Here is a 13,402-nt window from a genome sequence, read left to right on the forward strand (position 1 = left end):
TGCCCGTCACGTGCGGTGGGGCGGGGGAGGGGTGAGCGGGGGCAGCCGGCGCCGTGTCGGGAAGTCCTAGCGGGAGGTCCTGGCGGAAGGTCGTGTCGGGGGCGGAGGTGAGCGTTCCGCCCATGACCACGGCCGTTCACGCCCTGCGCTACCTGCACCCCTCCGCGCTCCGCCCCCGGCGGCTGGCCCTCGCCACCAGCGGCGGCGCCACCCCCGACGGCGAGGCCGCGCACCCCCGGTTCTCCGACGGCCTGCTGCGCCACCCCGACGCCGCGGCCGCCGCGCTGCTCGCCGTCGCCGACGTAGCCGCCGCCCGCTACCACCGGCCCGTGGGCGCCGACTCGCTCGACCCCGTGGTCACCGCCGACGGCGACCGGCTGCGCTTCGAGTCCTTCTCCGGCTGCGGCGGCGTGCACGCCCGGCTCGACGGCGCCGGCACCGGCCACGGCACCACCAACGTCGACGTCAACGCCCCGCTGCGCGAGGCCCTGCGGCTGCGCACCCCCGGCCAGCGGCTGGAACTCGCCGTCGGCGCCGAGGAACCGGCCGTCGGCGTCGGCACCGACACCCTGGTCGAACGCAAGGTCCCGCTGCCGGACTGCTGGCTCAAGGGCTTCGCCGAGACCCAGGTGATCACCGCCCGCTTCGACCTGCGCCCAGCTCCCCGCCGCCGAGGCCGTCCGCTTCCTGCGCACCCTCCCGACGGTCGGCCGCGGCGCCGTCTGCTGGGTCGTCCCGGCCGGCCCCGGCCCCGGCCTGCGCCCCGCCTCCCGCCCCGGCGCGATCTGCCTGCCCGGCCCCGAACGCCTGACCGCCCTGCGCCCGCTGCTGCGCCACGCCACCGCCCTGCGCGTCTACGCCCCGCCCGGCACCCCCGCCGGGCCCACCGCCTCCGCCTGGGAACTCGCCCTCCCCGGCGGGCAGTTGACGCTCACCCTGTCGCCCGACAGCTCCCGTGGCTTCTCCGGTGAGGGCGGCCTGCTCGACCTGCCGGCCCGGGACACCCCCACCGAGGACGTCGACGCGCTGGCCGCCCTGCTCGCCCGGGAGCCCCGGCTCGACCCGGCCGACCTCGCCGAGGACTCCGGCCTGCCCCCCGAACGGGTCCGCACCGCCCTCGCCCACCTCGCCACGGCCGGCCGACTCGGCTACGACCTCGCCGACGCCGCCCACTTCCACCGCCGACTGCCCTACCAGGACGGCCGGGTGGAGGACCGCAACCCCCGGCTCCGCTCCGCCCGCGCCCTGCTCGCCGCCGACGCCGTCGGCCCGGTCTCCGGCGACGTCCGGGTGGTCACCGTCGGCGACCACGCCCACCACGTCCGGGTCGGCGCCGACGGCACCGCCCTCGGCTGCACCTGCCGCTGGTGGGCCCGCCACCGGGGCGGGCGCGGGCCGTGCAGCCACGTGCTCGCGGTGCGGATGAGCGTGGGGGAGGAGCGGTGGGGGCCTTCGCCCGTGAAGGTGGACGCGCGGTTGGTTGTCACGCGGCGAGCGTGAGTTTGGCCGTGTGGTGTCGTCGTTCGTGGTCGTTGGGGCTGAGCTGGCCGTTGGTGGAGTGCCGGCGGCGGGTGTTGTAGCGGGTCAGCCGGGCAAAGACGGTCCTCCTGCAGGTGACGGAGGTGCCGTGGTCGTGGGCGCCTGGGAGCGTCTCGCGCTTGAGGGAGGCGTGGAAGCTCTCGCAGGCCGCGTTGTCCGCACTGCTGCCGACCGCGCCCATCGACCGGGTGACGCCCAGCTGCGAGCACAGGTCGGCGAAGGCCCGGGACCCGTACTGCGCCCCGTGGTCGCGGTGGAACACCGAGCCGTCCGTGCTGCCGCGGGCCCGGGCCGCCGTTCGCAGCGCGTCGGCGACCGGGCCGGTGCGCATGTGCTCGGCGATCGACCAGCCCACGACCTTGCGGCTGAAGCAGTCGAGCACGGACGCCAGGTAGAGGAACTCCCCGTCGGCCAGAGGCAGATACGTGATGTCGCCCATGTATGTGCGTCCCGGTTGCGGTGCGGTGAAGTCCCGCTGGAACAGATCCGGGACAAGCGTCGAGGCTGGGTCCGGGACGATGGTGCGGACCCGTCTGCGCAGACGGATGCCGACGATGCCGTGGGCCCGCATGACCCGGGCGACCCGCTTGTGGTTGACCCGTGCTCCGTTCCCACGCAGTTCCGCGGTCACCCTCGGCGAGCCGTAAGCACCACCGGAGTCGGCATGGATCCGTCGAATCCGCTCAGCCAGGACCTGGTCCTCGCGTCGACGGACGGCTCTGGCGCCGGCACCGCTGAGCCACTTGTCGTAGCTGGAGCGGTTGACGTCCAGGACCTGGCACAGCCGCTTCACCTCACAGGTGTCCCGGTGGTCGTGGACGAACCGGAAGCGGCTCACCAGTTCGTCCCGCCGGCGAAATACTCGGCTGCCCTGCGCAGGATGTCCCGCTCGGCGGCCAGCTTCCGCTCACTCGCCCCAAGCTCGGCCACCCGGACCTCCAACTGCCGGATCCGCTCGTCGGGATCGCTGGAGGCGGCCGGTTGTCCTTATCGGGCCAGCCCCGTCCCGGGACGCCGGGCGTCCGCGGGCACGATGCCACGGCGGTCCCGGTCCCGCAGCACCCATTCACGCAGCGTCGCTCTGTTGATGCCCAGGTCAGCGGCGATGTCCTTGTACGTCGCCCCGGGCGTGGACCCGTACAAGGCCACGGCATCGGCCTCGAACTCGTCCGAGTGGTCCTTCATCGCCATCGGCGGTGTTCTCGCTTCCTCCGGATCAAGCAGATCCAGTATCAGCATGTCCACCCATCAAGGCGAAGGCCCCATCACCAACCTCGATGCCCGCATCGCCGAGGCCCAGCGCGAAGGCTGGACCGGCGAAGTCGCCGGCCTCGAAGCCAGCCTGTCCTCCGCCATGGAGAAGCTCGCGGCGATGCAGGCTGCCTCCAAGAACGGGCGAACAGCCGATTTCGGAATGCCCACATTCAAATCCCCGTACGGACAGGTTATCGAGGAGTCACGACCCTGATCAGGAGTCCGCGAGTGCGGCCCAGACCCCTTCCGGGTGCTCAGCAGGCGTCAACCACAGCTGTGGCTGGGACTGCCGATAGCGCTCGTCACTCTCGGACTGCCACAGGAAGAAGCCGTCCGCGTCCGGCCACACCACCTCCAGGACGGGGAACGGAGGCCGCCGGTAGAAGGAGATCGCCCGCCCGAAGAACGTCCGGTACCAGCGGAGATCGGCGTCCCGCAGAGCGACCGGGTAGCCCTTGATGATGTCGTGATGCTCTTGCCCGGCCGCGAGCGATGTTCCTCCCGCAGCCTTGTGGCCGAGTGAGTTGAGCAGTGTGTGCATCGTGCGGACGTCCAGGCCGAACATTGCCAGCTCAGGTGACCTGTGGGTGTGCCATAGCCCGACGGTGTACGCGAACGCCGGCCCCTCGTCGTCGGCCGGAACCATCACCACGCTCCAGCCATGCTCCTGGACCTGCTCGACCGTCCCCAGGTCCATGCGATCGGCCGCATCACGGTCACCGTAGTCGTGGCAGATCACGCAACGGCAAGCAGGACGATCACTGTGCATGCCCGCGACAGTACCCCGCCCAGCGCCCACGAAGTCCTCGACTCCTTACCGGTCAATCTGGGGCCCTGCGCTTGATACCTGGAGATCACTACTCTCAGTCACGACAGACTGCTGCTAGGCACATTGCGCACCAATCACACGGCTTCCTGCTTGGTTCAGAGAAGCGACCGTCGACGCGCTGCTTTCGCTGGCCACCCAACAGCAGCTCGACCCGGCCGCGTTGGCCCGCGAGACGTCCGTGCTCCTGGCCCTCGGCGTGGTCAGGCCCAACCGCCTCGCCGCCGCCCTCGCCGAACTCGCCGACCCCGCCCGCGACTGACCTGGAGCATCCTCGCCGCCCTGCTCCCCGACCTGCTCGACGGCCCGCCCCCGCGCGGGGCCGCCGACCTGGTCGCGGTCGCCGTCGACTGCGCCCGCCGCAGCGCCGCCCGCGGACCGATCGACGCGGTCACCCGCAGCGCCGCCCGCGGACCGATCGACGCGGTCACCCGCACCGCCGCTCGCCGGGGCGGCACCAAACTGCTCGCGGAGGCCCGGAACCTGGCGGCGCTGCTCGGCCAGGGCCGGTCCGACGCGCGCGGGCGGATAGGCCGTGTCCGGTGAATCGTCAGTCGTGGAGCCAGAGACGGATCGCGGCCACGGTGACGGTTCCGTGGAAGACGTAGGCCCGTTTGTCGTACCGCGTCGCCACAGCTCGGAAGCCCTTCAGTCTGTTGATCATGCGCTCGACTTCGTTGCGGCGTTTATACGCGGCGCGATCGAAGTTGGGTGGACGGCCGCCGGCTGAGCCGCGGGCCAGCCGGTGATCGACCTGATCCCTCTTCTCCGGGATGCTGTGCGGGATCTGCCGTCCGCGCAGGTAGATCCGTATGCGGCGGCAACTGTACGCCCTATCGGCGCTCAGAGACTCCGGGCGCGTACGAGGGTGACCACCGCCTTGCCGTGGCACCCGGATCTCGGCCATGGCCTGTTCGAACATGCTGCCGTCGTGCGCTTGGCCGGGGTAACGACCAAGCCCAGTGGGCGGCGGCCGCCTTCGCCGGCCAGATGAATCTTGCTCGTCAGACCGCCGCGGGACCGTCCGAGTCCCTCATCGGCTCGGTGCCGGGCAGGTACCGCCCCCTTTTTTGCGCCGTTGGTCGGTGCGGTCTTTCGTGCACCTGCGGCGTGCTGGTGAGCCCGGCAGGTGGTGGAGTCGACGCTCACCTGACTCCAGTCCAGGCGCCCCTCCGCATCAGCTTGGGACTGGACGGCCTTCAGGATCCGGTCCCAGGTCCCGTCCGCCAACCAGCGCCGATGACGCTCGTAGACGGTCTTCCAGTTCCCGTAACGCACAGGCAGATCCCGCCAGGGGACATCAGTGCGCTCACGGAAATAGATGCCGTTGAGCACACGCCGATGGTCACTCCACTGAGCTCCCCGCCCACCGTTCGCCGGCAGGTGCGGCTCCAGCCGAGTCCACTCCTCATTCGTAAGATCACCACGTCCCACGCCATGCAGACGATCAAGGAATCTCGGCCGGTTCCAAACCGAGGCGAGCCCACCGGACCAGCTGCAATAGGGTGCGGAAGGAAGGACCGACAGCACAGGCGGGAGGACCGGTGGCGTTGCCGAAGAAGGGCACCCGACTCATCGCGGTCGACCATGAGCCTTACAGGTGGACCGTTAGGCGCAAACCGACCTATAGCCAGGGGATCGGGCAGGCTCCACTGACGGTCGCCGTCGAGCATGGCGAGCAGTCAGGGTCCTTGCTCGTGATCCGGTTTCCCCAGGCGCATTCGGGCAACTGGCTCGGCTTGCCTGCCACTGGTGTCACTCCCGCGAACGTGGCCCTCGCCATCCGCGAAGCCCGAGCCCAAGGCTGGCAACCGGAGATTTCAGCCAGCCCCTTTCGCTTGGACCTCACGCAAACGTCCCGGCCCACCCCAGGAACACAGACTGACGATTCACCGGACACGGCCTAGTGCCGCGTCAGGCAACCTTCGCCCCGTCGCGGCTCCCCCAGCCCCAAGGGGGAACTGGGAGGTGCCCTCCTTGGCACGCCCTCTCGCCGCACCGGACGCCGCTTCTTGACGGGCAAAGGTCGCCTGACGCGGCACTAGGTTCTGTCCGGTGGAGCGGGTGACCGCCTCGCATGGACCACTGTGTTGCTCGTGGAGCTGGGTGATCTTACGAACGACGAGTGGCTACAACTGGCACTGTTTCTACCGAAGGCCGGTTGCCGCGGCGGACGTTGGGTCGATCACCGGATGGTGATCAACGGAATCCTGTTCCGGGTGGGCACGGGTGTCCGTGGCGGGACCTGCCGGACCGGTTCGGGAGCTGGAAAAGCGTGTACCAGCGCCAGACGGCACCTGGGAGAGAATCCTCCAGGCCGTCCAGGCCGAGGCCGACTCCCCGGGGGGGGCACCGACTGGAGCAGGGTGAGCGTGGACTCCACCTCGTGCCGGGCCCACCGGCACGCCGCCGGTGCACCGCACAGAACACCCCGAATCGCGAAGCGGAGATCAACGCCCCGGCAGCGCCGCACCGACGAAGGACTCGGCCGGCCCCGTGGCGGTCTGACCTCGAAGATCCACCTCGTGAGGGGAAGGAGACCGTCGTCCGCTCGCCATGCTGATCACGCCGGGCCAGTGGGGCGACGGCCCGCGATTGATCCCGATCCTGGAACGCATCGGGGTCAAGCGCCCGGGTGGCGGTCGCCCGCACACCCGGCTGACCACCTCGGCGGCGACAAGGCCTACAGCTCCCGCCGAAACCGCCGCTACCTGCGCAGACGCCAGATCAAGCACACCATCCCGGAGCCGAAGCACCAGCGGGCCAATTGCCGGCGCCGCAGCAGCCGGCTGCTCAGGATCGGCGGTACCGGCGAACCACGGGAGCGCGGTGTCACGGAGGTGAGCTGCGAACTGGTCCGGTTTCGTCGGGCATTCCTCGGGCTGGGTGGGCATCACGGAGTGCTGAAAATCCTGCTGGTCATTTGGGTGCGGGTGAATGCTCGGAAGCCGCGTGTACCTCCTCTTCGTCGGCGGCCCCGGCCGGGTCGGGCAGGGGTCGCAAGTTGCCGCCGGCCGGGACGGAGGGAGTCGGCCCTGCTGTGCGATGTCCTCGCCCCCGACCTCTTCGAAACCGTCCTTGCCGTCCGCCGCGCAGAAGCGGAACTCTTCGCCATGGTCACGGACGTGGACGTGGTGGAGGCGGTCCGCCGGCGGTACTGACCCGCCCGGCCGGGCGGGTCAGTGGATCGTGCCCGTGGCCTGCTGAGCGGCGACGTACGTGCCGAGGTAGGGCGCGCAGTTCGACCTCGGGTAGGCCGACGGGATGGCGGCGGCGATGCCGCTCAGCACGGTCAGGTGGGTCTGGGTCTCGCTGCCGAAGGCCTTCAACTGGGCCACGGTGGACTGGACCTCGGCCGCGAGTGCCCGGGGTTGTTCCACGCAACGGGCTGCCAACGCGGCGAAGGCCTGGTCGTACGCATCGGCGGTCTCGGTGGTGGGGCCCGCCGCTCGGTCCAGGGCGCGCAGCTCCTGGGCTGCGGCGGACAGGTCGGTTGCAGCGGGGGTCGGCAAGGGCTTGACGGTGACGGTGGTGCCGCTGCTGCAGGCTGCCAGCAGGAGAGTGGCGGTCGCGGCCAACACGATTCGCTGAGCGTTCATCATGTCGCTTGACACTAGCCCGAGTTGAGGGATGGGGTGACTGATGCGGCTGATACGGACAGCTGGACCGCTCCGGCCGCCGGGTGGAGTGCGGGGCATGACCGGCGACTGGCGGGAGGACGGGATCGCTACGGCGCCGGCGGGGAACCCCACGGTGCTGCGGCGGTGGGATGCCGGGTCCGCGGTGATCGGGAACCCGCAGTTCCTGCCGGGATGCGCGGTGCTGCTGGTCGACGCGCCCGGGGTGCAGCGCCTGTCGGAGCTGCCGCGCGACAGGCGGACGGCCTTCACCCGGAACACCGGATCAGTGGAGTCCACGCCCACCGTGCTCCAGTCGATGCGCCCCGGGGAGTCGGCCTCGGCCGGGACGGCCCGGAGGACCCTTTCCCAGGTGCCGTCCGCCGACCACCGGCGGTGGCGTTCGTCCAGGGTCTTCCAGTTGCCGGACCGCTCCGGTGGGTCTCGCCACGAAACACCCGTGCGGACCCGGAACGGGATTCCGTTGACCGCCGTCCGGTGATCGGTCCAACGTCCGCCACGGTGCCAGGTCTTCGGCCAGGTGGCACCAGTTGCACCCGCTCGCCGTTCGTAGGACCGCCCCGCCGCACGACCGACAGAACGGTCCGCGCGAGGCGATCACATGACTCGCCGGGCAGAACCTAGGCCGGGCCGCCGGTCCGTTCGGCGGAGGGGGCGTCCGGGCGGGTGAGGGTGGCGAGGGTGTCGGGGACGGGGGAGAGGCCGTCGGGGAGCAGGAGGTCCACGCCGGAGGGGGGTGCGGCGACGGCGCGCCACCAGTGGGCGGCGGCGGGCGGGTCGGCGGGCTCGAAGGGGCGGCCGGGGCGGGGCATCGCCAGGGTGACGCCGGCGTCCTGGGCGGCGGCGAGGGTGCGCTCGGCGGGCTCCTCCCAGGGGTGCGGGGCGAGGTCGAAGGTGCCCCAGTGCACCGGGAGCAGCACGTCGCCGCCCAGGTCCCGGTGGGCCTGCACCGCCTCCTCGGGCGTCAGGTGCACCTCCGGCCAGTGCTCGGAGTACGCGCCGACCTGCATCATCGTCGCGTCGAACGGTCCGAAGCGGCGGCCGATCTCGGCGAACCCGGGGAAGTAGCCGCTGTCGCCGCTGTGGAAGATCCGGTGCCGCTTCCCCTCCACCACCCAGGACGACCAGAGGAACCTGCCGCTCGGGCGGGGCCCGCGCGAGCAGTAGTGGCGGGCCGGGGTGGCGGTCAGCCGCAGGCCGTCCAGTTCGGTGGACTCCCACCAGTCGAGGTCGACGATCCGGCGCGGCGACACCCCCCAGTGCTCCAGGTGCGCGCCGATGCCCAGCGGCACCGCGAACACCGCGTCGCCGGCCGCCAGTGCCCGGACGGTCGGCATGTCCAGGTGGTCGTAGTGGTCGTGCGAGATCACCACCACGTCCACCGGGCCGAGTTCGCTCAGCGGCAGCGGCACCGGGTGCAGGCGCTTGGGGCCGATCCAGTCGAACGGGGAGCAGCGCTCGCTCCACACCGGGTCGAACAGCACCCGGACCCCGTCCAGCTCGGCCAGCACGGTGGCGTGGCCCAGCCAGGTCAGCCGCAGGCCGGAGGCGGGCGGGGCGGCCAGCTCCACCGGGAGCAGGCGGTGCACCGGGACGGCCGCCGCCGGGGCGCGGCGGTTCGGGTCGACCGCGAGCTTGGTGCGCATCAGGGCCAGCGGGGTGTACGCGTACGCGAGGCGGCGGGTGGCCACCGGGTTGCGGAACGAACCGTCCACGAAGTGCGGCGAGTTGCGGACCCGGTGCAGCCGCCAGCCGGCCGGGTCGGCGCCGAACGCGTCGGTGCGCATCCGCTGCCAGGTCTCCCGGGGCAGCGTCCGGTACGAGCGTTTCGCGTCGCGCAGCGCGAGTCCGGCCTCGGCGGCCAGTTCACCGGCACGGAACAGCCAGGAGACGGGGCGGGACACGGTACCTCCACGGTCGGACACCCGAACGGCGGCGCACCAGGACGGCGGGACGCGGTGCGCCCCGCGGCATCGACGGCAGGCCGGAGGGCGACACCCGGGCAGCCGGAAGCCCCGGCGGCGGGCAGCGCATCTCGGACCTGGACATTACCGTCGAAAACCCCGCGAAGCAGGCATTCGGCCGGCGGCGCGCCGGGCGGCGCGGCCGGTGCGGGCCCGTCCGGTACAACGAGAACGGACCGCCCCGGGGTGCGGGACGGTCCGTGAAGAGGCCGTGGAGGCGGAGGGTGACGGGGCGGGGCCCGGTTCAGGCGGCCGGGGCGGGGCCCGGTTCAGGCGACCGGGGGCGGGGCTCGGTTCAGACGGCCGGGTAGAAGCGGGTGATGGTCTCCGCGACGCAGTGCGGCTTGGCGCTCGCCGCGCTGGCGATGGTGAACCGGACCACGGCCTGCACGCCGCCCGGCACCTCGTCCGCCGAGACCAGGACCGCCGTCGCCCGGACCGCCGTGCCCACCGGCAGCGGGGCCGGGAAGCGGACCTTGTCCGAGCCGTAGTTGAGGGCCATCGCGATGCCGCCCACGTCGTAGCACTCCTTGGCGAGCACCGGGAGCAGCGAGAGCGTCAGGTACCCGTGCACGATCGTCCCGCCGAACGGCGTCTCCTTGGCGCGCTCCGGGTCGACGTGGATCCACTGGTGGTCGCCGGTCGCCTCGGCGAACAGGTTCACCCGGTCCTGGTCGACGGTGTGCCACTCGCTGGTGCCGAGTTCGGCGCCGACCGCGGCGGTCAGGTCGGCGAGCGAGGCGAAGGTCGTCACGGTGCGCTCCACAGGTGCGTCGGGGCAGGGACGGCCCGGGCAGGGGCCGTCCCGCAGAGTATGCCTACTCGCCGGTCACATGTCAGTGGGGTGCCGTCCGGGCGACCCGGACGTTCCGGACGGGTCAGGCGACCCGGACGTTCCGGACGGGTCAGGCGGGGCGGCGCTCCGGGCGGGCTCCGGGGAGGGCGGCGGCGAGGTCGTCGAAGTCGTCGAGGCCGTTTCGGTCCGCGTCCCGGTCCGGGAGGACGCGGCGGCCGGAGACCAGTTCAGGGCTGATCGCCATGTACTCCGGGCCCGGGTCCGGGACCCACGGGCGCAGGCCGCCGGAGCGCAGGGCGGCGCGCTCGCCCGAGTCCCGCACCACCTCGGCGCGGCCGTGCACCAGCACGCTCCAGCCGCAGCGCCCGGCCCGGTCGAAGTCGTCCACCTGGAAGGCGGCCACCGTGCCGTCCAGCGCCCGGGCCACCTGGGTGCCGGCGCGCAGGGCCAGGATCAGCCGCCCGTCCGCCGCCACCCGGAAGGCCACCGGGAGCACCGCGGGAAGCGCGTGCTCGGTGTACACCACCCGCCCCAGCGGCACGGTGCCGAGCAGCCGCAGGCACTCGGCCTCGCTGAGGGTCTCCACCCGGTCGTCACGGTCCATACCCACGATGGTGCCCCGCCGGTCCGGCCCCGAACAGGGCCCATGGTCCCTGAGCTGGGGCTCATCGGACCGATTCCGCCCCGCACCGACACCCCTCGGCGATACCTTGGCCTCCGGCGGCGCCCCGGCGCGGCGTCCAGGTGTCCCGGCACCCCGAAGGCGGGGCGGCGGGGCGGGCGCGGCGGCCAGGGGCGGGACGGCAGGAAGGGGCGGTACGGGTGAGCGGTGGCATCGAACTGGTGGTGATCGGCGCGGACGGCGGCCCCGAACGCGGCCACGGCGGCTCGGCCCGCGCCGCCGACGGCGCCCGCGTCCTCGCCGACGCCCTCCCCGGCCGCACCTTCGACGCCGGCACCCGCGGCAGCACCGTCACCGGCCCCCGGCCGACGCCGACGCCAACACCCTGCTCACCGCGCTCCGGCAGGCCGCCCAGCGCCCCGCCCGCTGGCTGGTGGTCTGCCTGGTCGGCCAGCTCGTCGCCGACCCGCGCGGCCGCCGGGTCGCCCTGGTCACCGCCGGCTCCACCCCCGACAACGCCTACCGGCGCGGCCTCGCCTGGGACTGGATCACCAGCGCCATGGTGCACGGCGAGCAGGAGGAGACCCTGCTGATCGCCGACGTCGTCGCCGACCGCGACACCTGGGCCGCCCTCCAGCGCGAGGACGGCGCCGGCGAACTGCTCGCCCACTCGCGCGTCCCGCTGTGGGGCCGGATCGGCCGCTGGAGCGCGGGCCGCCGTGGCCGGGACGGCGTCCTGCCCGGCGCGGAGGGCTCGTTCAGCTGGGCGCTCGGCCGGGTCCTCGAACACGGCGTGCCCGGCGCGCCCGCCGCCGTCGGACCGCTCGACCTCCAGCCCGCCGTGGAGGGGCAGTTGGGATGGGGGACCCGGCCAACGCCGGGGAGGCCAGACTCCTGGTTCCGCGTGACGGGGGGAGACTCCTGATGCGCAATCGCGCCGCCGTGAGAGGAGCACTCGCCGGATTGCCGTTTTCCGATGAACTTTTGGCGGTTCTGTGGCGAGAAAGTGCCCCGACAGATCCGCCTTCCGCGTAAGGTCAGGACGCCCCGGGTGTTGCCGTGCCGGGGCGGGGTGGCGAAGAATCGACCTCCGAGCGACCTCAGAACGACACCGGGGACGGCAGACGACATCCGCGGTCCGGACCCACCACAGGTCCGGCCGCAACAAGGTGGGGCTATGCGGCAGCGCTCAATTCTGGTGCGCCCTGGGGCGATGGGGATCAGCGGGTGGCTTCTGCCATTCCTGCTGACGGCCTGTTCGGCCGGCGGCGCCGGGTCCGCGGACCGGCTCGGAACACCCTCCGCGAACCTCCCCCGGGCCACCTCCGACGCCACCACCGCCGACCCCGGCACCGGCAGCCCCGTCCCCCGGGAAGGCGCCCAGGCGCTGGACGGGAACGGTGCGGTGACGGCCTATCAGGGCTGGTGGGACGTGCAGGTCAAGGTGCTCGGACGATCGGATTCGGACGGAACCCCGCTCCGGCAGTACGCCACCGGGGCCGCCTTCACCGACACCGTGATCTCGCTCACCCAACTGCACGACAACGGACTCGTCATGGTCGGGCAGCCGCGCACCTCACCCGTCCTCAAAAGCCTCGACCTGCAGGCGAATCCGCCCACCGCGACGATCGGGGACTGCCTCGACGTGTCCGGCTGGCACCAGGCGGACGCCACCAGCAAGGAGATCAAGGACCCGCAACAGCGGCTGTCGCGTTATCCGGCGACCGCCGTGATGAAGAAATACGGAAACCGCTGGCTGATCGCCGACTTCACCCGTGAGGTGGACAAGACATGCTGAACTCCGCCTGGCGAACCGCTATTTGTACACTGATCGGAACCGGATTGGCGGTCGCGGCCGTTCCGGCGGCGCGCGCCGACGACGGCGTGCCCGCCCCCTGCGCCGACCGCGTCATCTGCACCGGCACCCACCAGCCGGGCAGCACCCCGACCGGCGGCGGTGGGGGGGCGTCCGGCGGTGGCGGGGGCGGTGGCAGCGACACGTGCACCTGGAACGGCAAGGACGTCCCCTGCTACGTGCCCCAGTGGGGCTGGTTCTCCGCGGGCTGCTACTACCAGCCGTCCAACCCGCAGCCGCTGGCCGGCGAGGCCGCCTGGCAGGGCCACAGCAGCAAGGACGGCGCGGTCTACGACATGGCCTGCATCGCCAACACCAACGAGATCCAGCCGCTCGGGCAGACCTTCCTCGCCCAGCCCCCCGGCGCCACGCCGCCCAAGACGCCCGCCCAGGTCGCCTACGACGCCCTGGTGTCGATCGAGGTCGCCGAGCCCGTCCTGCACGCCGCCCCCGCGGGGGACGCGGTGGTCGGCTCGCCGGTGTGGCTGTGGATCGACCCAAACCCGAAGGTGGTGGGGCCGCTGAGCAGCAAGCTGCCCGGGCAGGGGTTCGAGGTGACCACCACGATCACCCTCGCGGAGGTGGTCTGGCACGTGGACGACGGGCCGGGCGGGGTCCGGGAGTTCACTTGCAAGGACGCCGGGAACCCGTTCAGCCGGAGCGGGACGCCGACCTGCAGCCACGTCTTCACCGAGAGCTCGGCGCGGATGAAGGACAAGGCGTACAGCCTCAGCGTGACGCTGAAGTGGCACGTGACCGCGCGCAGCAGCGACCGCACCGCCATCGACATGGCCGACTACGACTGGTGGCCGACTTACACCAAGGCGGTGCTGAACGTGCCGGTCAACGAGGTCCAGGTGGTGAACTGACCCGGTCGGCGGCCGCGACGAGGACGACGCGGCCGCCGA

Annotated in this window: 10 protein-coding genes and 4 pseudogenes; 6 read left to right on the forward strand and 8 right to left on the reverse strand. The window is 72.3% G+C overall.

Features of this window, described 5'->3' with window-relative positions; translation table 11 throughout:
- The first annotated feature begins 122 nt into the window (after positions 1-122).
- A pseudogene (locus tag QMQ26_RS30165) lies at positions 123-1,500 on the forward strand (SWIM zinc finger family protein).
- On the opposite strand, the pseudogene QMQ26_RS30170 reads toward QMQ26_RS30165, so the two are convergent.
- A pseudogene (locus tag QMQ26_RS30170) lies at positions 1,484-2,730 on the reverse strand (IS3 family transposase). The pseudogenes QMQ26_RS30165 and QMQ26_RS30170 sit on opposite strands and share 17 nt — an antisense overlap.
- A gap of 46 nt (positions 2,731-2,776) precedes the next feature.
- On the opposite strand from QMQ26_RS30170, the gene QMQ26_RS30175 reads away from it, so the two are divergent.
- A complete protein-coding gene (locus QMQ26_RS30175; RefSeq protein WP_282203429.1) occupies positions 2,777-3,007 on the forward strand; it encodes a hypothetical protein in 231 nt (76 codons plus the stop codon).
- Here QMQ26_RS30175 and QMQ26_RS30180 read toward each other — a convergent pair whose 3' ends face one another.
- The gene (locus tag QMQ26_RS30180; RefSeq protein ID WP_282203430.1) at positions 3,008-3,562 is read right to left on the reverse strand and encodes a DUF4262 domain-containing protein; all 555 of its coding nucleotides are present in this window, start codon (positions 3,560-3,562) and stop codon (positions 3,008-3,010) included.
- 607 nt (positions 3,563-4,169) lie between these two features.
- Positions 4,170-5,053, reverse strand: a protein-coding gene (locus tag QMQ26_RS30185) for an IS5 family transposase (RefSeq protein ID WP_282203431.1) whose coding sequence is annotated in 2 segments (ribosomal slippage) — positions 4,170-4,567 and positions 4,567-5,053 — 885 coding nt in all. Because the reading frame shifts where the segments join, the coding sequence is not laid out codon by codon here.
- 662 nt (positions 5,054-5,715) lie between these two features.
- Between QMQ26_RS30185 and QMQ26_RS30190 the strand changes: the two are divergent.
- A pseudogene (locus QMQ26_RS30190) lies at positions 5,716-6,405 on the forward strand (IS5 family transposase); the annotation flags it as partial.
- A 393-nt stretch (positions 6,406-6,798) separates the two neighbouring features.
- Here the strand turns inward: QMQ26_RS30190 and QMQ26_RS30195 are convergent.
- From QMQ26_RS30195 to QMQ26_RS30220, 5 genes and pseudogenes are all read right to left on the reverse strand, one after another.
- Complete coding sequence (locus QMQ26_RS30195; protein WP_282203432.1) at positions 6,799-7,218, reverse strand: hypothetical protein; 420 nt, start codon at positions 7,216-7,218, stop codon at positions 6,799-6,801.
- Between the two features lie 306 nt (positions 7,219-7,524).
- Positions 7,525-7,826: pseudogene (locus tag QMQ26_RS30205) on the reverse strand (transposase); the annotation flags it as partial.
- A gap of 51 nt (positions 7,827-7,877) precedes the next feature.
- Positions 7,878-9,161 (reverse strand): MBL fold metallo-hydrolase, encoded by a 1,284-nt coding sequence (locus QMQ26_RS30210; RefSeq protein ID WP_404813988.1) that lies wholly within the window; start codon positions 9,159-9,161, stop codon positions 7,878-7,880.
- A 355-nt stretch (positions 9,162-9,516) separates the two neighbouring features.
- Positions 9,517-9,975: a MaoC family dehydratase gene (locus QMQ26_RS30215; RefSeq protein WP_282203433.1), complete on the reverse strand. Its 459-nt coding sequence runs from the start codon at positions 9,973-9,975 to the stop codon at positions 9,517-9,519.
- A 151-nt stretch (positions 9,976-10,126) separates the two neighbouring features.
- A complete protein-coding gene (locus QMQ26_RS30220) occupies positions 10,127-10,621 on the reverse strand; it encodes a pyridoxamine 5'-phosphate oxidase family protein (RefSeq protein ID WP_282203434.1) in 495 nt (164 codons plus the stop codon).
- 451 nt (positions 10,622-11,072) lie between these two features.
- On the opposite strand from QMQ26_RS30220, the gene QMQ26_RS30225 reads away from it, so the two are divergent.
- From QMQ26_RS30225 to QMQ26_RS30235, 3 genes are all read left to right on the forward strand, one after another.
- A complete protein-coding gene (locus tag QMQ26_RS30225) occupies positions 11,073-11,564 on the forward strand; it encodes a hypothetical protein (RefSeq protein WP_282203435.1) in 492 nt (163 codons plus the stop codon).
- A gap of 252 nt (positions 11,565-11,816) precedes the next feature.
- Positions 11,817-12,437, forward strand: coding sequence for a hypothetical protein (locus QMQ26_RS30230; protein ID WP_282203436.1), 621 nt, complete (start codon positions 11,817-11,819; stop codon positions 12,435-12,437).
- 44 nt (positions 12,438-12,481) lie between these two features.
- On the forward strand, positions 12,482-13,363 hold the full coding sequence (locus tag QMQ26_RS30235) for a hypothetical protein (RefSeq protein ID WP_282203437.1): 882 nt from the start codon (positions 12,482-12,484) through the stop codon (positions 13,361-13,363).
- The last annotated feature ends 39 nt before the right edge of the window (positions 13,364-13,402 follow it).

It is taken from the genome of Kitasatospora fiedleri (assembly GCF_948472415.1).
Taxonomy (GTDB): Bacteria; Actinomycetota; Actinomycetes; order Streptomycetales; family Streptomycetaceae; genus Kitasatospora; species Kitasatospora fiedleri.